The sequence below is a fragment of the Bacteroidia bacterium genome (assembly GCA_033391075.1).
Lineage (GTDB): Bacteria > Bacteroidota > Bacteroidia > J057 > J057 > JAWPMV01.
The window spans coordinates 7,142,579-7,165,048 of record JAWPMV010000001.1 but is presented as its reverse complement, the minus strand read 5'-3'; the positions used below and the strand labels follow the sequence as shown (position 1 = coordinate 7,165,048).

13 protein-coding genes are annotated in these 22,470 nt (G+C 40.4%); 9 read left to right on the top strand and 4 right to left on the bottom strand.

Annotation, left to right across the window (positions count from 1 at the left end):
* Positions 1 to 31: 31 nt before the first annotated feature.
* From R8P61_28545 to R8P61_28530, 4 genes are all read left to right on the top strand, one after another.
* A complete protein-coding gene (locus R8P61_28545; GenBank protein MDW3651060.1) occupies positions 32 to 2,413 on the top strand; it encodes a LamG-like jellyroll fold domain-containing protein in 2,382 nt (793 codons plus the stop codon).
* 87 nt (positions 2,414 to 2,500) lie between these two features.
* Positions 2,501 to 4,903, top strand: a complete 2,403-nt coding sequence (locus R8P61_28540; protein MDW3651059.1) for a LamG-like jellyroll fold domain-containing protein — start codon at positions 2,501 to 2,503, stop codon at positions 4,901 to 4,903.
* A 194-nt stretch (positions 4,904 to 5,097) separates the two neighbouring features.
* Positions 5,098 to 5,817: a class I SAM-dependent methyltransferase gene (locus R8P61_28535; GenBank protein MDW3651058.1), complete on the top strand. Its 720-nt coding sequence runs from the start codon at positions 5,098 to 5,100 to the stop codon at positions 5,815 to 5,817.
* Positions 5,818 to 6,038: 221 nt separating this feature from the next.
* Entirely contained in the window at positions 6,039 to 6,656 is a 618-nt protein-coding gene (locus R8P61_28530; protein ID MDW3651057.1) for a hypothetical protein, read from the top strand.
* A gap of 34 nt (positions 6,657 to 6,690) precedes the next feature.
* Here R8P61_28530 and R8P61_28525 read toward each other — a convergent pair whose 3' ends face one another.
* Both R8P61_28525 and R8P61_28520 read right to left on the bottom strand, forming a co-directional pair.
* Positions 6,691 to 7,329, bottom strand: a complete 639-nt coding sequence (locus R8P61_28525; GenBank protein ID MDW3651056.1) for a hypothetical protein — start codon at positions 7,327 to 7,329, stop codon at positions 6,691 to 6,693.
* 13 nt (positions 7,330 to 7,342) lie between these two features.
* Positions 7,343 to 8,074 (bottom strand): porin family protein, encoded by a 732-nt coding sequence (locus R8P61_28520; GenBank protein MDW3651055.1) that lies wholly within the window; start codon positions 8,072 to 8,074, stop codon positions 7,343 to 7,345.
* Between the two features lie 136 nt (positions 8,075 to 8,210).
* Here R8P61_28520 and R8P61_28515 point away from each other — a divergent pair, with 136 nt between their 5' ends.
* Both R8P61_28515 and R8P61_28510 read left to right on the top strand, forming a co-directional pair.
* The gene (locus tag R8P61_28515) at positions 8,211 to 8,798 is read left to right on the top strand and encodes a methyltransferase domain-containing protein (protein ID MDW3651054.1); all 588 of its coding nucleotides are present in this window, start codon (positions 8,211 to 8,213) and stop codon (positions 8,796 to 8,798) included.
* 178 nt (positions 8,799 to 8,976) lie between these two features.
* On the top strand, positions 8,977 to 12,066 hold the full coding sequence (locus R8P61_28510; protein MDW3651053.1) for a hypothetical protein: 3,090 nt from the start codon (positions 8,977 to 8,979) through the stop codon (positions 12,064 to 12,066).
* Between the two features lie 39 nt (positions 12,067 to 12,105).
* On the opposite strand, the gene R8P61_28505 is transcribed toward R8P61_28510, so the two are convergent.
* Complete coding sequence (locus R8P61_28505) at positions 12,106 to 12,993, bottom strand: alpha/beta hydrolase (protein ID MDW3651052.1); 888 nt, start codon at positions 12,991 to 12,993, stop codon at positions 12,106 to 12,108.
* Between the two features lie 134 nt (positions 12,994 to 13,127).
* On the opposite strand from R8P61_28505, the gene R8P61_28500 reads away from it, so the two are divergent.
* Together R8P61_28500 and R8P61_28495 are read left to right on the top strand one after the other, a co-directional pair.
* Positions 13,128 to 13,757 carry a DUF4230 domain-containing protein gene (locus tag R8P61_28500; protein ID MDW3651051.1) on the top strand — a complete coding sequence of 210 codons (630 nt, stop codon included), beginning with the start codon at positions 13,128 to 13,130 and terminating at the stop codon, positions 13,755 to 13,757.
* 4 nt (positions 13,758 to 13,761) lie between these two features.
* Positions 13,762 to 14,919, top strand: a complete 1,158-nt coding sequence (locus R8P61_28495) for a hypothetical protein (protein ID MDW3651050.1) — start codon at positions 13,762 to 13,764, stop codon at positions 14,917 to 14,919.
* 12 nt (positions 14,920 to 14,931) lie between these two features.
* Here the strand turns inward: R8P61_28495 and R8P61_28490 are convergent, their stop codons facing one another.
* Entirely contained in the window at positions 14,932 to 16,620 is a 1,689-nt protein-coding gene (locus R8P61_28490; protein ID MDW3651049.1) for a formylglycine-generating enzyme family protein, read from the bottom strand.
* 185 nt (positions 16,621 to 16,805) lie between these two features.
* On the opposite strand from R8P61_28490, the gene R8P61_28485 reads away from it, so the two are divergent.
* Positions 16,806 to 22,445: a hypothetical protein gene (locus R8P61_28485; protein MDW3651048.1), complete on the top strand. Its 5,640-nt coding sequence runs from the start codon at positions 16,806 to 16,808 to the stop codon at positions 22,443 to 22,445.
* The last annotated feature ends 25 nt before the right edge of the window (positions 22,446 to 22,470 follow it).

The window sequence follows — 22,470 nt, the reverse complement described above, 5'->3', positions numbered from 1 at the left end:
TTACAGCCAGCCAACTAGATCCTTTTTACTCATGAAAACACAAATACTTCTCCTAGCGGTATGCTCATTCTTTCATATTGCACAAGCTCAACTTACGCTACAAGATAGCCTTGTCGCCCACTATCCACTTGATGGCAATGCCCTCGATATCTCCGGCAATGCAAATCATGGCAGCCTTCAAGGTGCAGTTCTGGTAGCAGACCGTTATGGCAATCCGAATGCGGCGATGCAATTTGATGGATTCAATGATTATGTCGAATTATCAGCCAACCAAAAATTCAAACCGCAATTACCTGTCAGCATAAGCGCCTGGATACAACTCCATGATTATAATCTCAACATGGTCTTTCGAAATGATTTCGAAGAGAATTTTTATCACGGGGTTTGGATGAATTCCTCAGGTGGGATTATCTCTGCAGGCTTTGGAGATGGGAATGCTGTTTCTCCCACTAGTCGGAGATCCAAAAGAGGCACGAGCGTTTTGCCACAATTCCAATGGACGCACGTTACGGTAGTAATCCGCGGAGCCCAGGATATGGATATTTACATCAATGGCAAAAATGATTGTGGAATTTATACAGGTTCCGGCGGAAATTTAGCGTACAGTTCGTCAAATGGAGACCTGGGTAGATCAGATGATTTTGCCAGTCCGGGCCCGCTCAATTTCTTTAATGGCCAAATAGATGATGTCCGATTTTATAATCGTGCTTTGGGACCAGAAGAAGTAGAGAAGCTGTCCGAAATAACTGTCAAAAGAAGTTATAGTATATGTGGAGGTACTTCTGCCAATATTGATGCCGGTGCAGCTAATAGTTACTCATGGTCTCCTTCCACAGGATTGAGTTGTACTACTTGTCGGACGCCTATTGCTAATCCAACAGTCTCTACCGAGTATCAGGTTATAAGAAGCATTTCAAATGCATGTCCTGACACCTTTAGCGTAGAAGTGAATGTCCTCAATTGTCAAAGTAATCCATGTGATTCGTCTTTCAGCCTTACAGACAGCCTGGTAGCTCATTATCCTGTCAATGGAAATTTCCTGGATGCATCAGGTTTTGGGAATGACGGAACTGCTACGGGAGCAGTATTGACTACAGATCGATTTGGCAATCCAAATGAAGCCTATTTTCTGGATGGAGTAGATGATTTTATTAGCCTCCAAGCCAATCATCCCAAATTCAAACCTGCCTTGCCTGTTACCATAGCGGCCTGGGTAGAAATCAGAGATTATGACCTGAACAATGTTTTCCAAAATGACTTCATACTAGGCACCTATCACGGTCCCTGGATGAATATCGTCAATGGAAAAGTTTCTGCTCATTTTGGAGACGGAGGACCAACAGGTCCTAATTGGAGAAGGTCAAAGACGGGAACGACTACCCTCAATCTCAATCAATGGTATCATGTAGCAGTGGTTATCAGAGGATCGTTTGACATGGATATTTTTATAAACGGGGTAAACGACTGTGGAACCTATAGTGGATCAGGAGGTCCTATGGCTTATTCTTTGGTTGATGGCATGTTAGGAGTAGGTACATCCAGAAATGACCTTTACCTACATGGAAAAATAGATGATGTCCGACTATATAATCGCGAACTTTGTATCTATGAAATCAGAGAATTGGCTGAGTACAGCAATTATACGATTCTGAATTTTTGCACAGGAGATACGGCTAGTTTGAATGTAGATAATGGATCCAGCACTTATAGTTGGTCTCCGGCTCAAGACCTCAGTTGTAGCAATTGTTCTAATCCTCAGGCTTATCCCTCAGATACCACTCTATATCAGGTCATTCGTGATAATGGATTCAATTGTCGAGATACCTTGTCTTTCGAATTAACTCCTGAAGTTTGTCAGTTTATCCCTCCTTGTGATACGACCACCCTGCAGGCAAACTTTGACTATACCAGCAATGGATTGGTGTTTACGGGTATGGATGCCTCCATCGGACCTGATAGTGGCATCGATAGATGGCGTTGGGATTTTGGCGATGGAAACCGGAGGTCTGTTTTTCAAACAGATACCGTAGACCACCAATATTTTCTGCCAGGCTCTTACAATGTATGCCTGACCATAGAAAAATTTTACGATGAGCTCAATGTCTGCTTCGACACTTTCTGTCAGCTAGTCATGGTGGATTCTTTAGCCTCCAGCTATGGTCAAGAACTCAGCCCATTTGGATGGCAACTCTACCCCAATCCTGCTAAAAGAAGCATTATGTTAGCACATGCGGATTATCAAGGGGAAATTCAACTTAAGGTCTACAATCTCAGAGGTAAAGAGCTTGATATCCAAGAGAATTTTTTTGAAGCCAAGCTAGAAATCGACATTCAAAATCTAGCATCCGGTTTATACATTTTAGAAATTAAAAATAAAGAAAAAACGGGTTTTTTGAAGTTTGTTAAGGAGTAAGAGGAAATTCCGCTATCAAATGAATAAAATCTAGTTCAGCTATTTCAAGTAAAAAACGCCTTTGTACAGGCATCACATTCAGGAATCATGAAAACATTTGTTCCAGGTATTATTCTACTTCTTTTTTTTAATTTTTCATGGGCACAATTAAGCCTGCAAGATAGCCTTGTCGCCCACTATCCACTTGATGGCAATGTCCTCGATATTTCAGGCAATGGAAATCATGGATCAGTACATGGGGCTGCATTGACAACTGATAGATTTGGCAGTCCTAATTCTGCCTATCAATTTGATGGAATTGATGATTATATAGACCTACTTGCTAATCAAAAATTTAAGCCCCAACAATTTCCAGTAACTATTTCTACCTGGATAGAGTTGCAGGATTATAATTTCAATCTGGTATTTAGGAATGATTTTGAAGAGGATCGCTACAATGGGATTTGGTTGAATATGGTAAATGGGCGAACAGTTGCAGCTTACGGAGATGGAGGTGTGATTAGCCCCAATAGTCGTAGATCAGTAAGCGGATCCACTACCCTGGCTCTTTTGGAATGGAAACATATAGCCGTGATCATCAGAGGGCCACAAGATATGGATGTATATGTTGATGGGAACTTTGATTGTGGAACTTATAGTGGATTTGGTAGCACGCTCGCATATAGCAGCAATAATGGAAACTTTGGTAGAGATGATGATCAGAATGGAGCTGGGGGCTTGATTTATTACAAGGGGAAAATTGACGAATTTCGCTTTTATAATAGGGAACTGAGTCTTGATGAGTTACGCTTTTTAGCCAACTATCAAAATACTAGCACCTTAAATGTCTGCCAGGGCTCTCAAAATATATTGGATGCGGATAATGGATCTGCGAGCTATCAATGGTCTCCAAGTCAAGGGCTTAGTTGCACGAATTGTCCTACTCCAACGGCCAGTCCAAATGATTCTACCACATACAGACTTATAAGAACAAATTCACGCGGCTGTCCAGATACTACTTTTTATCAAGTGCATGTGAGAAATTGTAATCTAAGTGTCTGTGATCCCTCTTTTAGTTTACAAGATAGTCTTATCGCTCACTACCCCTTGGATGGGAATGCTCTGGATGTTTCAGCTAATGGGAATCATGGGACCCCTGTTGGAGCAACATTAACAACTGATAGATTTGGGAACGCTAATTCTGCTTATCAATTTGATGGAGTGGATGATTACATAGATCTATTGAGTAATCAAAAATTCAAGCCTCAACAATTTCCGGTTACAGTGACTGCATGGATCGAACTGGCAGATCACGATTTCAATCTCATATTCAGAAACGACTTTATTGAAAATCAACGGACAGGTATCTATGTAAGCAATCAAAATGGAATTACCGGTGCTCTTTATGGAGACGGAGGTCCAGTGAGTCCCGCAGGCAGGCGAACCAAGTTTGGAACGAGTGTAGCCCCGCTTTTTAGCTGGACCCATGTTGCAATTATTATCAGAGGTCCTCTGGATATGGATATTTATTATAACGGGAATAATGATTGTGGAACTTATAGCGGAACTGGGGGAAATATGGTTTACAGCAACAACAATGGAAATCTGGGACGAAATGATGGATTCACAAGCTCAGGCCCTCTCTATTTTTTTAATGGGAAAATGGATGATATTAGGTTTTATAGTCGTGAACTTTGTATCAATGAAATAAGGACTCTAGCAGATTACAACAACCTCCAAACTTTCAACATCTGTTCCGGAGACACTGCCATTCTCAATGGAGACGATGGATCAAGTTCCTATCAATGGTCTCCAGCTCCTGGATTGAGCTGTACAACTTGTCCGAATCCACAAGCTTTTCCTACTGATACCACTTTATTTCAGCTTGTTCGAACAAATGCATTGGGCTGCCCGGATACCTCTTTTTTTCAGGTAAATCCGGAAAGCTGTCAGTTTGCCTCCCCTTGTGATACGACTACCCTTCAGGCAAACTTTGACTATACCAGCAATGGATTGGTGTTGACGGCTATGGATGCTTCTATTGGGCCTGATAGTGGCATCGATAGATGGCGCTGGGATTTTGGCGACGGAAACCGGAGATCTGTTTTTCAAACAGATACCATAGACCACCAATACTTTCTACCAGGCTCTTACAATGTTTGTTTGACGGTCGAGAAATTTTACGATGAACTCAATGTCTGCTTAGATACTTTTTGTCAGCTAGTCATGGTTGATTCTTTAGCCTCCAGTTATGGCCAGGAACTCAGCCCATTTGGATGGCAACTCTATCCCAATCCTGTACGGCACTCCTTTTTGCTGGGAAAAGCCCTTTTTTACTCTGGCAAGCTTAACATCAGCATATTTAATACGAATGGGCAACAAGTTTTGAAAAAGGAAACTGCCTTTCGCGAACAGCTGGAAATTTCAGTAAAAGAGCTTCCAAAAGGTATCTATATCATCCAGGTAGAGGATGAAAAAAACATCGGCTATCTGAAATTCATGAAAGAATAAGGCCTCAATAATTTGTTCTGGATTAGCGATTCTCCTTCAATAATGTATAAATTCGCTGCCTGACATTAGTTTTCGTTTATATGAACAAACCGCAGCTATTTTTTGCCTTCCTGAAAATCCTTTTTACGGATTTGAGCTCCTTTCTGAAGAATTTATATCATTTCACAAATGAGCAGAGCAAGAAAAACTACGTCTTGAAAACATATGCTCACCTTAAACATGGGCTCCCGGATGTAAATGTCATGGACTTGATCCCGGGATTTGAGTCCCAGGTGATCAATTACACTTACCTGGATGGTACTTCCAGACCAATTGATATTGCTTTATTGAATTTATTGGTAAAGGAAAGAGCAGGATGCGACTATATGGAGATCGGGACCTGGAGAGGAGAAAGCATTTCCAATGTAGCTGCTTTTGCCAATTCATGTACTTCGGTAAGCTTGCCGGATGATGAGATGGAAAAAGGAGGATGGACAGAAGATGCCCGCTTTCAACGCTTCTTTTCAGAAGGGATTCCTAATGTAAATCACGTCCAGGCCAATTCGCATACCTTTGACTTCTCGAGTCTGGGGAAGAAATTTGATGTCATTTTTATCGACGGAGATCATTCCTACAAAGGCGTGAGAATTGATACGGAGAATGCCTTCAAATTATTGAAAGATGAGAACTCTGTGATCGTTTGGCATGACTACGGCAATACTTTTGAAAAACCTCAATGGGAAGTGCTGGCAGGAATGATGGACGGAGCTCCCCGAGAAGCACGCAAACATATCTACCACGTTTCCAATACCCTTTGTGCTATTTATCATCCCAAATCCATTGATTCAAAAATAACTTCCGGCCCACAGTATCCGGATAAGGTATTCAACATTCACATCAAGGCCGAGAAATACGAAAAGAAAGAGAAGGTCTAAACAGGAAAACACATTCCCTCAAGAAAAATTATCTCCAAAACTGCACTCCTCACAGATCAAAGTAGAACAAAAATTGGCTTAGAGGAAATTCATCCAGAAGTAAGCCAACACGAAAAGCTGTCACATTGACACGTTTGAAAGAAGTGGGCTGTTTATATACGCAACTCTACAATTCAGGCGAGGTCTTTGCCGTAAGAATGTCAACAACACAGAAAAGAGATATGAAATTTTTGTTCAAAACTTTAGTAGCCTGTGTGAGTCTTTTCGTACTCACATTCTCCCCCATCCAAGCCCAACGTTTTTCCGCAGTTGTAAATATTAGCGATTTCAATATCGATAATACCAATGCTGGAAATACAAATATTGATTATGCAGGAAGTACTTCTCTCTTGCTGAATGCCCGTTACTTTACCAAAAAGAATTGGGCCTTTCGTGCAGGAGTAGGTCTCGACAACATCAACTATACCGTAGGAGATGGAATCACCACGGATTATGATGCAAGAAGAAGAGATCTGACTGGAGTATTTGGTATTGAAAAACACTTTAAGGTCGCTTTTCTGGATTTCTATCCAGGCGTATTCATCCCGATTACCGTAGTAGGCGAAGACGTCATTCAGCAAAACTTTGACAATATCCAAAATGGCAATACAAGAGCCGGATTGGGAGTTGTTGGAGGAGTAAACGCAAGGCTCTTCAAAATCCTCCTGGTAGGAGTTGAGTTTGATGCCACCTTTGATGATTTCAAAACCGGATTCTGGGAAGGAGTCAACGAATTATCTTTTGCACCGATCAGCGGAGTGAATTATAATACCTCCTTTACGGTCGGAGTAACTTTCTAGGATAAATATTAGGATATATATAGATAGGGGTAGCTCATGAGCTAGCCCTACTTTTTTGTAATAAATTTTCTCTTACCGCTTTGTGATGCTCCCCCGTTGTCAGCTTATGGAAGAAAGGATACAAAGTCGCATCCATCAATCTATTGGCACTGCGGAAATAACTCTTATGCGTTATGGTGGTCTCTTCCCCTTCCTGAGCAAAGGAAAGGATTTGCGTTCCCCTATACATCCCCCCTTTCAGATAAGCGATCTCCAATTCTTTCTTCTCTTCATCTACTTTCATCAATCGAAAGCCTACCACCAACCTCGGCCCCATAATATTTAACCAGCAATAAAACTGCTGCCCCACATGAAATAAAGGCATCTCATCGTCCGGATAATAGAGTTTTTTGTCTCGTTCGGAAAATGAGAACAGAAAATTTACCATTGGCCCTTTCCAGACTTCCTGTGGTTTTCCTTTTGTATAGGCATCCCATACGGCTTCCAATTTGCCTGGACATCGAAAGATTTTTAGCTGCTTTCCATAGTTCTCAATGTCATCTTCCAGATGAAGAGTAGGGAGAGAAATAAAATCCCCCGACTTCGATACGCGATCTTTGAGCAAGTTGAGCACTTTAGGGCTCAATTGAGAAAATCGCTGATAATCGAAATCGGGGATGACACCTGCTTTCATAACAGGCAATATCCTAATTTTTTCCGATTCTGTAGGCTAATCCCACACGCATAAAGATGTTGCGGTAGACTCCTTCCAGTCCTTCTGGATTTTCGGAGAAAACAGATACGAGTGCAAACATTCCGCTTGCGGATCCATAAAATCTATCTAAGATTCTAAATTCTGTCCCAAGATGCACCCCATAGTCCCAGGATCTGATAAGCTCGCTTTGATCAAATGGCTCATCGTTTACATTAAATAGATTTGCTACCCGAACGTTAACAGTTCCTTTATGAAAGCCTTTCAATAAGTATGCAGCATATGGCCCTGCTGTTACAGCAAGATTTCCTTTGCGATTTCTAAAGACAAAACTTAACGGGAGGTCAATATATTCATTGTTATACTCCCCTTCTGCCGTACCTTCATAATTAAGGTTAAACGGGATTTCAAAGTTCAGCCCAAAAATGCTTCGTTCAACACGAGTTCTGCCAGAAATAGGCACCAGATATTCTGACCCCTTCCTCGCATAATGCATCCCCAGTCTCGCAGAAATTCTTTCTGTAAAATGATAGGAAAAAGACAGGCCTCCATGAGGTCCAATCAGAGGACCTCCTGTGGAACCTTCGGGAACTCCTTCCAGGGTATAGGGACTCCCCAGAAAAACCCCTCCTTCAATTTGAATAGATACATTTTGAGAAAACCCCCATGAAGAACCCAGCAGCACTATAAAGATGAGGCTGGATATTATTTTGGTAAATTGATTCATAAATTTCGAGTATAAATGGACGAAAGAATACGATCAAAGCATTCTTTTTCATTACCCGGACTTGACAGATGTGTTAGCTTATAACGATGATTCGGCATTTTAGTACATAAATTCGAAGCTATTTTGAGAAAAAATCATGACGGATAGAGAGCGTTGGAATGAAAAATATAGAAACAGGAAACTGAGCAGCTACAAAAGTGGGGCTTCAGATTGGTTACTAGAACATGAAGATATTTTGCAGGAGTTGGAGAAAGGAAGCGCTCTGGATATTGCTTCCGGATTTGGGCGAAATTCTTTCTATTTGGAAAAACTCGGCTTTCAGGTCGATGCGGTAGATGTTTCTGATTTAGCGATTGATTGGTTGAATGAGGAAGCAAAGAAAGATGGATTGAATATCCAGGGGTATCAAGTCAATCTCGCAGAACAAGATTTTCCGCAGGCGGGATATCAAGTCATCATCTGTTTCAACTTCCTTTTCCGCGAACTCTTTCCTAAGATCATATATTCATTAAAGGAAGGGGGGCTCTTATTTTATGAAACCGTCTATACAGACGATCATGAAATTCTCGGAAATAAAATGAATACCGATTATGTCCTACAGAAGAATGAACTCCTCCATGCATTTCGCGAATTGAGAATCCTTTCCTATCGGGAAAAAATCGTAGAAATGAAAAGTGGACGAAAAAAAGCACTCGCAAGTCTGCTCGCTAAAAAGGGAAGTTAAAATTCTTATTAAATTAAAACCGCTTTAAAGAGATTAATCTTAGATAAGCATGTTGGGGATGAAACGAAAACTCAGCGGATGGACTTGAGCAGGCTTGTTTTTTCGTTTCGATTTTGCGCCGTATTTCTAAAAAGTGGCAAAACCCATTCTAACTCTAATCACGCAGATAATCTAAACGATGAGAAAACTACACACACTATTCACAACAATCTTTTTGTTGGCATGCATGGCTTTGTCGGGCCAGGAGCTGGACATGAGCAAACTGAATGCCCTGAAATTCCGAAATATCGGACCGGCGGGAATGAGCGGGCGGGTCACTTCTATTGACGTAGTTGAGAGAAATAAAGCCGAAATCTACATTGGGACTGCCACAGGAGGTGTCTGGAAATCTGAAAATGGCGGAATCAATTTCAAGCCGATGTTCAATGGAGCGAAAGTAGCCTCCATCGGAGACATTAGCATATACCAAAAGAATCCCAACATCATCTATGTCGGCACAGGAGAAGGGAACCCTCGCAATAGCCAATCCAGTGGAAATGGAATGTATAAGTCTATAGATGGAGGAAAAACCTGGAAACACCTGGGCCTAAATGATTCTCGCAACATCCATCGAGTCATCGTTCATCCGGATAATCCTGATGTGGTCTATGCAGGGGTGCAAGGTCCTGCCTGGGCACCTACTACAGAGCGAGGCGTCTATAAATCCGTAGATGGTGGGGAAAGCTGGAAACAGATTCTTTCGGTAAATGATACTACAGGGGTTGCCGAAATGGTCATGGATCCACAGAATCCGAATAAGCTCATCGTGGCTATGTGGCAATTTCAGCGCTGGCCGTATTTCTTCAAATCTGGAGGAAAAGGATCAGGCATTCATGTAACGATGGACGGAGGAGAAACATGGGCACCACGGGTCGCAGCTAATGGGCTTCCCAAAGGAGAATGGGGGCGTATCGGATTAGCCATTTCTGCCAGTAGCCCCAATGTGGTGTATGCCCTGGTCGAATCGGAAAAAACAGCACTTTATCGCTCTGATAATGGCGGCCTTTCCTTTCGCATGACTTCGGACAAAGTAGGCGATCGCCCCTTTTATTATGCAGAAATATATGTTGATCCGCAAAATGAGAACCGGGTATACAGCCTTGCTACTCAGACTACTGTGAGTGAAGATGGTGGAAAGAACTTTCGTCCATTGATGGGTATGTTTTCAGTTCACAGTGATCATCATGCCTTTTGGATCGATCCTGATAATCCCAAAAATATCCTCGACGGAAATGACGGAGGTTTGTATAGTAGCACAGATGGAGGAAAATCCTGGCGCTTTCACCATAATCTTCCCCTTGGACAGTTTTACCATATCCGCGTGGACAATGAAATTCCTTATAATGTATTGGGAGGATTGCAGGACAATGGCAGCTGGTCAGGTCCTGCCTACAAATGGCAGTTGCTCGGAAATATCGGCAATAGTGATTTTCAAAGCGTAGGCTTTGGAGATGGTTTTGATGTCATTCCTGATCCAGATGATAATCGTTATGGATACTCTACTTTTCAGGGGGGAATGTTTATGCGCTATGATAAACAGGCCGGTCTGATCAGCATCATCAAACCCGCCGATCCGGATGATACCAAATTGCGCTTCAACTGGAACTCTGCCATGGCCATCGATCCTTTTGATCCTTCTACCATTTATGTTGGCAGTCAGTTTGTCCACAAAAGTCAGGATAAAGGAAACAGTTGGGAGATCATTTCTCCTGACCTAACCACCAACGATCCTGAAAAACAAAAGCAATACGAATCCGGAGGTCTGACCATCGATAATTCAACTGCTGAGAACTTTACTACTTTGACTGTCATAGAACCTAGTCCCCTTGAAAAGGATGTGATTTGGGCAGGATCAGATGATGGCAATGTTCAGATCAGCAGAGATGGCGGAAAAAACTGGACCAATGTCGTCGGTAATATCCGGGAGTTAGCCCAGGGCTCATGGGTAGCTCAGATTAAAGCCTCGACTCATAGAGAAGGGGAAGCTTTTGTCGTATTCGATGATCACCGTCGCAACAATTGGTCGCCCTATTTATTCAAGACTTCCAATTATGGAAAGAGCTGGAAAAGGATGACCAATATCGGTGATGTCTGGGGCTATACTTTAAGCGTGGCTCAAGACCCGGATGAAGAGAACCTCATTTTTCTCGGGACTGAATTCGGTTTATATGTCAGCATCAATGGAGGAGAAAGTTGGACGAAATGGAAATCTGATTTCCCTACGACTTCAGCCATGGACATGGTGATCCATCCTCGCGAACATGATTTGGTCGTGGGTACCTTTGGGCGCTCGGTTTGGATTCTGGATGATATTCGTCCTTTAAGAGAAATGGCAAGTATGGGGAAAAAGATGGCAGATACGGAATTGCATATGTTCAGTCCTCCGGATGCTTATCAGGCAGCTTTAGGATTCCCTTCCTTTTTCTCCGGATCTAATGATGTATTTGCCGGACAAAACAGAGCTCCGGGAGCTATGCTTTCCTTTTGGTCCAAAACAGCTTCTGCCAAAGACTCTACTTTTATCACGATCAAGGATGCTCAAGGAGAAGTAGTTCGGGAGTTAAAAACTACCACTATGCCCGGAGTAAATCGTTTGGCCTGGGATATGAAGAAAGAAGCCGCTCGTTTCCCCGGACCACCCGATCCCTTTGCCAGCTTTTTCTCCAGCGGTACAGAAATATTGCCCGGAGATTATTTGGTTGAAGTTAAAATTGGAGAGAATGTAACCAGCCAGAATTTGAAAGTGCTTTCAGATCCGCACATGAGCATCAGCATGGAAGAATTCAAAACTCAGCTGTCTTTGAAAGATCGATACCAAACGGCTATTGGCAAAGCGACTGAGCAATTCAACCGCATGGACAAAGCCACTAAAGGGCTAGGAAAACTAATGGCATTTCTGAAAGGGAGAGAGGATGAAGAAGCGGGAAAAATCCTCGGAGCGGCTAAAGAGCTTCAGGAGAAAATGATGATGCTAAATGGAAAGATCATGGCCAAACCTCAGAAAGGAATTGTAGGCGATACGGATGACCTGATTGGACGATTGAAGGGCATTGGTACCTATTTCTTCTCTGCTATGGTGCGCCCAAGTGAAAGCCAGGAAAAAGCGCTGTCGAAAGTTGAAAAACAGTTGAGCGAAGTCACTACAGAGATCGACTCCTTTCTGAAGGGTGATTTTAAAACTTTTCAGGATATGGTGAGAAGTTCGGCTTTGGAGATTATGCCAGAATAAAAAGGAATCATTCCTTTTGGCCCGATAAGTATTTGTTGCTTATCGGGCTTTTATTTGCTCCAAAAATTCCCAATAATGTTTCAGGACAGCTTCCGGAGCCTCGGTTTGTGGATAGTGGCCGATATTGTCTAAAAGTACAGTATCTGGATTGGGGACGAGTTCTCTATAGCGGGCTACCATATGCGCACCGGAAACCGGATCATAGGCTCCATCGATCACCCGAATCGGAGCCGGGGAATCCTGCAGACATTTCACCCATCTTTCCCGATTATTGATACGATCCGTCATATAATGGATGAGGCGGTGAAAGTTATGCTGCCCTTTTTGCTCCGTGATCAATTCCCAGAACTCGTCGATCTCTTGCTGGCTGGCTTTGGTATTTGGTCCGAAAACTTCATCAAATGATTGATGAAATTTCCCTTTACCCATAAACCAGGTCAACATAAATCCTATTGGACTCAAGAGCAATTTTTGAATTCTTCTTGCCAAATGAGTTTCTGGAAAAAGTCCTCCATTGAGAAAAACCACCGAAAGGTATTTAATCCCCTCTTCTCCTTTCTCCCGTCGATCTATATCCCGGGCCAAGAGCTCTTGCATGACCGTATCTCCATAATCATGTGCCAGTACATGGGCCTGTTTAATCCCCATTTTATCTATCAGCTCTTCCACAATATCTGCCTGATCCAAAATCGAATAGGCATAGCCACGAGGTTTATCTGAGTAGCCAAAGCCGATAAAATCCGGCGCAATTAGCTGAAATCTTTGTGCTAATAATTTGTTCCAGACCTTGTTCCAGTCCCAGGAAGAAGTAGGAAATCCGTGGAGCAGTAGGAGAGGTTCTCCAGTCCCGGCCTCTTGATAAAATATTTGATACTGCCCCTTATAGGTGAAGTATTTTCCGTTTTCTTTCCAGCTGGCTAGATTCATGGTATTGGGTAATTTGATCTAACAAGATACACATTTGCCCTTTCTCTCACCATGGCCGAATATTTCCAAACTATGAAGCAGATTTCTGGAGCTTTTCTTATCTTACCCAGACACATACAATAATCATACGCCACATGAAGATAAGAAACGCCCTTTTCTGCCTGACATTGGCAGGGATACTACTTGGCTGCGGGCCTTCCGATCCGCGAGGATTGATCGTGAGTAAGGTCCAGGCATCCGCTAAGCTGGCTACCGTAGAATATGTCCTCAGTAAATATATATTTGGTCTTAAGGAAAAGAAAATTGCCTTTATCAAATTGAGTGATGCCCATTTTATCGCTCAAACCGAGGCACGGGTCAAAATAGGTATAGATCTAAATAAACTGAAGCCCCAGGATGTAGAAGTAAATGGAGAATCTATTCGTGTTCAACTTCCCCCCGTAGAAATTCTCAATTTCTCTTACCCTCCTGATAAATTTCAGGTAGATACAGTTCTAACAGAGGGGAAGCTCAAGATCGAAGATATCGAGACGTTTTCTCGACTTGCTGAAGTCGAAATACGAAGAGATTTACATTTTGTAGATATCGAAGAAAATGGGCAAGAAAAAACCCGACTATTTTTAAGCACCTTATTCAAAAATATGGGGTTCAAAGAAGTTATCCTTGAATTTGAACCCATCTCACTAGATCAGGCAAAATATTTTCAAGAGAGCTTAAACGTATTGAGGAAGTCTTTAGGTGACCTTAATCCTACTAATAATTAGAACCATGAAAAAGATTTTAGGATTTTTTAGCAGTCCAATTCGAATACTTGGCGGAATATTAGTCGGTCTAATCATCCTGGTATTTTTCCTCAATAGATTAGGACTCATCGTAAAGACCACTTTTAGCTTGGGAACTTCTGCACTTACTATAGAAGAAGTAAAGGATATTGGAGAATTGATGAGTGCAGAGTTCTATGGTGAAATTATTCATTCATTACGAGAAGGTTTTGAAACTAATAGTGATGAGGCGTTTGAGAGTAGCTTTAATGCATTCAGAGAAAAGATTCCATTCTTCTTTCAGATTCACAGAAAAGAATTGTTTGGAAACAGGCAAGATTTAAAAGTGAGAGAAAGGGCCAAAGTATGGCAGGAGGTTTATACATATTTTGAGGAATATTCGGAAGAGCGGGAAAGGATCACCTATGTGCATCTGTTGAGAATAGCCAGTAAAAACCCCAGGCTAAAAAAAGCAAAAAGAGAAGAAGAAATTAACTTCTTTAAAGAGTTGATGAATCCAAATCTAGACTGGGCAACTTTTATTGAAAACGGGAATAGGAAAACAATACTAGCTAATGAAAAAGATAAATATGCGTCAGAAATTCTAGATAGAATTGACATACATTATCTCTGCAGAGGATGGATAAAAGCTGGATATAACTTAAAAACCATAGGAAATGAAGAGTTCAAACCTGACTCTAATGGTATCGTGCAAATTACTGGCCTTGACCCATATATTCTAGCTGCCGATATCAATCCCTGGTTTATTCCGCCCCAAGGTCCGTATACAAATGGAGTTCCAGGTTTTGAACTCTTGCAAGTATCGATCAAGGATAAAGTCCAAAATCCCAATCTTTCTATGGATGAGAAAAAAGCCAAAAATCAGGTTCCTATTAAACTAATTAGTCGAACTAAAAAAACTGCAAGGATAGAACTCATTGAAGAAGCTTTGAAAAAAGACATTTTCGAAACGGCTAAATCTTCCGCAGAAGAAAGTATATATGGCTTAATGCAGATGCTAGATCCCAAAAACAAGAAAGGAATAAACGGTGTAGAAATTGTACACAGCAAAGATTTTGATGGACTGCTCGCTGAATTGAAAGCCTCTCCTAAACTGGATTTTAAAATGCTCGATAAGTTTCAGCATTATATTAGGTTGGAGTAGAGCCTCTTGACTTTATTTGCTTTCAGGAACACTTCTCACTACACGGAAGCCGATTTTGTCGTCTTTGTAGTTGGGGAAATGAGTAGATCTATTGCTTATTTCTAATCTTCTCGAATCATTTGCCCAACTTCCTCCTTTTACCACAACCTCTGTTTCTGAATTTACTTCTGAGACCTTTTGATTATACTCTTTCAAAGGTCCGAATCTACTCCAACACCATTCAGCAACATTTCCATTCATGTCATAGATTCTTTTCCGGTAAGAAATATAACCTTTAGTCCTGACCTTTTGTACGTTGTTTTGCTCAAACCATGCATAATCAGATAATTTTTTCTTCTTGTATGGAAATAATCCAGCGTATTTATAATCTCTTACTCCAGTATCAATATTCCTACTATTACCATAACTAGCAGCTAATACCCATTCAGCCTCAGAGGGTAATCTATACCCTTCTTTGGCTGCTGATATTTTTATACTAAATCCTTGATCATCATCATCTTCAATCATATAATAAGAGCTCAGCCCTTTTCTAGCGCTTAGCCAATTACAATATCGCGCAGCATCTAATAAACTAATGTAGGCAACAGGATAATCATGTTCCCAATTATTGAATCCTGGACCTTCCGGAGGATCAGTATTTGTAGCGAAACAATAAAACAAGTATTGAAATACTGTTAATTCTGTATCTGCAATTTCTAAATCAGAAACCTCAACTTCAATCGTTTTCGCATCTCTTGTTCTCCCTCCTCCCGGCCCCATGCGAAACCGCGCTCCTTTGATTGGAATCATCTTAGGATAATATTTGTTCTCCAATTCTGAGTTATCAGCCTTCGATATTAATTGATTTAGGGCCATCTCCAACCAATTCAACGTATCCTTAAATGCAGGCCTAGGGGGAGAAAAATCATAATTGTGTGAAGTTTTCATAACAACTTCAACTGCTTTGGTATACTTCTCTGCCTCTTTCAAGAAATATATGACTTCTGCTACTTCTTGCAGTTCTGAAAGCACATCTTGCTTATCAATTTTTATTTCATAGACATCAGAAGCTATCAAGGTAGCCACGTCAAAATTTCTTGCATTTAAGGCATCGGGCAAGCGATTTACCAGGTCTTTAATTCTATTACGGTTTGCCAGATTAAGGTCCTTGAGTCTTGATTCTGCCTCCCGAGTCTTCTGATCTGCTAGTAACTTAAGGGTATTTGCTTCATTTAATGAAATTTCTAGCTTAGCGTTTATTGAATCTACATATTCATTTTTTTCTGTTATTTCTATATTTATCGAATTCAGGTTTTCGGCTTTTTCTGTTATTTCAATATTCTGTCGTTTAATTTCTTCTTGAGCTTCCGTCAGGTTTTCGGTCTTATCTTCGGCAATTTGCCATTGAGTTAATGCAACACCTGAAATGGAAAGCAATACAACTATTACAATTCCTATAACTAAGCGCAAACGCAATTTGGCTCTTTCCAGAGATCTTTTACTTTCATCTACAAAATCTCTTTCTTCCTGACTAATATTTACAACTTCAAGATATTTACCTATTTCATCGACATCATCCTGGCTAAGCTTTACCCCACGGAGTTGATGGGCCTCAAAACGATCATGGATTAATTTTTCCACTTTGCGTCGAGTCCTCGCTTCTATAGAAGCCTTCACAAATACCTGGCTGGCTACGGTATCATGTATCAGCTCATATTTCATGACAGATATATGTAGATGATTGAATCACCTTGTTTAACTAAAAGCCTACTTATATAGGAAATAGTAGCTCAAGATTAATAATATAGAAAAAAAATCATTCCGAATAATTAAATCCTTTTATCAAATCGGAATTTATGAGTTTCCCATATTAATAGGTATTTTATCTAATGGAAGACTTACCTGTTATGAATACTACTACCAAAAAATTAACTGTGGGCCTTATTGCCCTCCTATTTCTTTCCGTATTTCTTATTCTAAATAGGGACAGCGATTTAGAAGAATACATGAATTATGATCCTGCATTTGATACATACTTAAGCGCATATACTGCAGGAGAACTTTCATCTAATTCTATCTTAAAGGTGAGATTCCTTGAGGATATGGTTAGTTCCGAAGAATTAGGAAAGGATATCAATGAAAAACTCTTTCATTTTGATCCAAAAATAAAGGGAAAAGCGTTCTGGATAGATAAACGAACCATTGCTTTTGAGCCATCTACCCCATTAAATGAAGCTCAATTCTACAAGGGAAAATTAAAGGTAAGTAATCTCATCGCCCAGGCCCCCGAATACTTTAAGTTTGGTTTTTGGACCGGACCTAAACGAATGGATATAAGATTCAAAGCCCTAAAGGCTAGCCAGCAGGGAAGAGAAAAGTGGCAAATACTTGAAGGAGTTATTAGTTTGTCTGAGCAATCTGACACAACTATGGTGAAATTCGTCCTTCAAGCTGAAACCGCTAAGGGGGATGAATTGAATATAAATTGGAATCACCAGAAAGATCTTAAAACCCATCATTTTAGTATAGAGAAAGTAAAACGAGGAGACTTGGATCAAGAGCTTTCCATAAGCTGGGATGGAAATAAAGTGGGCGTAGACACGGAAGGTAGCCAGAATTTTCTAATTCCCTCAAAGGACAAATTTGTTGTTCATAAAGTACATAGCTTTTTTGCACCTGACCAATACCTGACTGTTGAATTTTCTGACCTACTTGATCTCGATCAGGACTTAAAAGGTTTAATTGAATTGGCTGATGTTGAAGCCACTACACGAATAGAGGGTAATCGTATACATGTCTATCCATCTAAACACCTGGATGGCGATTTTAAATTATTGGTAAGGCCTGGAATTAAAACTATATCCGGTGCACCATTAAAAAAAGTATTTACAAAAACCCTCGCATTCGGATCCAAAGAGCCTGAAGTAGTATTGTTGGGTGATCCACATCATTCGATTATTCCGAGCTCCGGCAACTTAATCCCTATCAGATTTCAAGCTCGAAATCTGAAGGCAATTGATATTAGGATTATAAAAATATTTGAAAACAATATTCCCCAGTTTCTTCAAACCCAAGAACTGGTTAGTATAGAATCAAAATACAGCACTTATCGTTACGATGAAGATCTCCTGCGTGTTGGTAAACTTGCATTAAGAAAAACAGTTGCTCTAACAGATTATGCAAGTCGGGACTTCACAAAATTACAACCATTCACCCTGGATCTTTCAGCCTATGTCAATCTTGACCCAGGAGCAATATATGAGATCACCTTAGGATATCGCCGTGAACATTATGTAGGACAATGTAATGAAGTGATTGAGGAAAACGGGAAGCATGCAGATATGCTAAAACTTCCCTCAATTTGGTATAAACATAGGTATACTTCCGCTGAAGATACCGTTTGGAAAGATGATGACTCGTTTAATGATATTTTATTCTCACCGAGGACAATCCAAAGAAGTGAACCCTGCTATGAATTGTACTACACCAGTCGAAAACCCTCTAGGAGCTACCTTTTTTTAGCTTCTGACCTGGGAATTATTGCCAAACAAGGGGAAGATGAAGGGCACTATTTCGTAACAGATTTAAATACCACAGAACCTGTAAAGGGAGTTGAAATAGAACTTTATGACTATACACAGCAATTTATTGCTAACGGAATAACAAATGCAGAAGGGAAAGCGGTGGTCAATTTCCCGAAAAAACCCAACCTCATTCCTAATAAGCCTTTTCTACTGATAGCAAAAAAAGACAAACAAAGAGGTTATCTGAAACTCGACAATGCCAATGCCCTTGAATTAACTGAATTCAAGATAGGAGGTAATACATACCATCGGGGGCTAAAAGGATACATATACGGAGAAAGAGGCTTATGGCGCCCAGGTGACACTATGCATATAAGTTTCATCTTAGAGGATGAAGAGAAAGTCTTACCAAAAGGGCATCCCGTGATCATGCAATTTCATGATCCTCATACTAAGCTGTTGATAAGTGAGACTCAAACCTATCAAGGGAAAAATGGGGTGTACGCTTTCCACCCGTATACCAGTCCAAATGCAGTTCCCGGAAAGTATTTGTTCAGAATAAGAGTAGGAGGAACTGTTTTCGATAAATTATTGAAAGTTGAGACCTTCTACCCTAGTCGGTTAGAATTTAAGGGTGATCCCTTCAAAGAACCCTTAAGAATTAGTTGGTTAAATGGGGGAGCCGCCGCAAAAAACTTAAAATCCCGAACGGAAGTAACCATAAAAAGGCTGGTTACTTCCTTTGAATCCTTCCCGGATTATTCGTTTGAAGATGTCAGATTTGGCGAATACAGAGAATATTTCTCTACCGTACAGGCTGAGAATCATACCAATGATCAAGGGATCCTGGACGCGGGGATACCTGAAGAAAACTTTTCAAAATCAGAACCAGAAGCCCGAAAGTGGCCAGGTATTCTTTCAGAGATTTACAAGGTCAGGGTATTTGAACCTGGAGGACGATATAGTTTTAGAAGATATACCCGAAAGGTATATCAGCATTCGGAATATGTTGGGGTCTACCTTTCTCCGACAGGTCCGCCCAAAACGCTGGTTATGGAAGACCAAAGAGCCCACCTAAACGGGTGGATGGAATATATGGCAAATATTGTTGTGGTTGATTCAAAAGGGCGACGAGTAAAAAACAGAGAAGTTGAAGTCAATATTAATAGCATCGCCCCAAACATATGGCATGATCAGACTTCTACAGCTTATAAAGGAAGTAGTAATAATTTCAACAGTGCCCACAATTCGAAACCTTATAAATCATTAAGCCAGAAACTAATAACGGATGCCAAGGGTAGAGCCAGTTGGAACTTTATTATTCGTGAAAAAGGTTATTTTGAATTAATTGTAAGCAATCCATCAAGCAATCATACAAGCAGGCTTTTATTGTCATCAATAGATAATGAAGGAAGGCTTGATCTCGAAAACGAAGAACTAGTCCTGAACGTTTTTTCTTCGAAAACCAAATATCAACTTGGGGAAGAAATTGAACTCAATTTTGAAGGTACAGAAAATGGACGTGCACTGATTAGCCTTGAATCAGGAAATAATGTTTTACATTCATTCTGGGAAAAGACCCATGCTGGATTGAATACTACAAGAATTCAGACAGATTTAAGTATGTCCCCCAATGTATATGCTCATGTGACCTTGATTCAAGGACATAAAGAGACAAAAAATGACCGTCCTATTCGGCTTTATGGAATTATTCCCATTCAGGTAGAAGACCCTAATACTATTCTGGAGCCGGAAATAAGTATGCCCAATCAACTTCGCCCTAATCAAGTGGCATCAATTCAAGTGAGTGAAAGGTCTGGAAAAGCCATGACTTATACACTCGCTATAGTAGATAAAGGTTTGTTGGACATTTCTGAATTTGAAACCCCTGATCCTTATGAAACATTCTACCAGAAAGAAGCCTTAAAGGTTCGAAGTTTCGATATGTACAAATACCTCAGTTTAAATTCTCCGGTAAATAATGTAGTAAGTATTGGAGGAGGTGATATGGGAGAGAAACCACCGGATGCTGATATAGACCGATTTAAACCTGTAGTAATATTTAAGGGGCCATTCTTTTTAGAAGCGGGAAAAAATAATAAGAGAATCCATAAAATTCCTATTGGGAACTCAAAAGGTACCTTGAAAACCATGCTTATCGCCCGTAGTGGAAAAGCCTATGGATCCGATGAGCAAATCAGCAGATTATCTTTGCCATTGATGGTCTTAGGCGAATTACCGAGCAATATGGGACCAAATGAGGAAATAAGTGTCCCCGTTACGGTATTTGCCAATGTTGATGGAATCAAAGATGTGGAAGTATTTCTTAAGCCAACAGGTTTATTTGAGTCAAATGGAAAAATGAATCAGCTTGTTTCATTTTCAGAATCAGGCACAGAAACCATATTCTTTAACTTAAAAACAAAGAACAAAACAGGGTCAGCTGGAATAAAAATTAACGTCAGGTCCGGTTCAAACAAAGATAGTTATGAGACTGCCTTAAATGTTGTTTCTCCAAACAGAGTTCAGAGTAAAATAATTAATCCGCCTTCCATTAGCCCTGGAGAAAGCTGGAAGGCTACAATTCCCTGGGCAAAAGAATCCATAAACAGTAATCTATACCTTGAAGTTAATCCCCCTATCTTACGGGGTTGGAACAGAAGACTATCTCAATTAAAGAATTCTCCAGAAACAAATGCTGAGATCATTGTTTCAAAAAGTTTTCCTCTAATTTATTTAGCTGCTAATCCTTCGATTGATAAAGAGGTACAAAAATCTTATGTAAACGCAATTAACTCAAGCATTGCAAAGATTCAAGAATATCAATTAGAAAATGGGGCCGTTAGTTATTGGAAAAATTCATATCAGAATTATGATTGGTTGACGAATTATGCCGGACACTTTATGCTGGAGGCTGAAAAGGCAGGATATAAAGTAGATCCTTTTTTCTTTCAAAGGTGGATTTCCTTTCAAAAAGGAAAGGCATATAGTTGGGATCAAAACGACCGTTTGATGCAGGCCTACCGCTTGTATTTGTTAGCTCTTGCAAAAGAGGCACCAGTCAGATCCATGAATCAATTGAATTTTGGGGATTCTGAGCATCCACTTGCTGATTGGTTATTAGCAGCAGCATACCATGAGATTGGCCGCCCTCAACAGGCTGAGGGTATTATTAGTGATTTCTCTTCAGCTAGAATTAGTATAATGGATTTCTGGGAAACAAACATGGGATCTGAAATCCGTGATAAAGCGCTGATGCTATTTAGTATGGGCATTATTAGAAATAATTTACCAGCAGATTCCCTTCTACAAATTCTACAAGATAAGCTGTTGAGCAAAGATGAATTAAATAGTCATGAAATGGCAATGAGCATGATCGCGATCCTGAATTATAATTCCCTTGAATCTTTCTTAAATCCATTGGAGTTTGATTATCGCCTAAATGCAGGTCCCTGGATAAATATTAGTACTAAAAGTGGTAATTTTTATCGCTTACTTGGCAACCAAAAAATTCAAACCCTAGAACTCAAGAACAAAGGATCTAAAGCGATCTCCCCACAGATTAATCTGGAGGAAAGCATAGATTCGGTGAGCTCATCAGAATTAAACATGGAAGTTAGCTATTATGAGGGGCAGTGTAATTCTAACCGAAATACATGGAAAAAAGTCCAGGGCAATTTTTTCGATCAGGGAACCGATGTAATCGTAGAGGTAAAAGTCAGAAGTAGAAATCAGAAAGACATAGATAACCTTATCCTGATTCAAAATTTTCCTGCTGGTTTTCAAATCATTTCAACGGAATGCAATCCAGGAAGTATTCCAACTCATCAATTAGTTAAGGATCAAATGGTAAGCACTTTTTTCAACCTGGGTAAAGAAGCAGATTTTCAAAAAATCTTTTATGTCCAATTAAATTCAGGATACATTGGAGAATTTGAGTTTCCTCCAATTGAATTAAAGGCCAAGTACAATAGCTCAATGTATATTAGAGGTAAAAGAAGAAGAATTTCAATTACCAAATAATTTACTTGCTCGCTTAAAATATAGA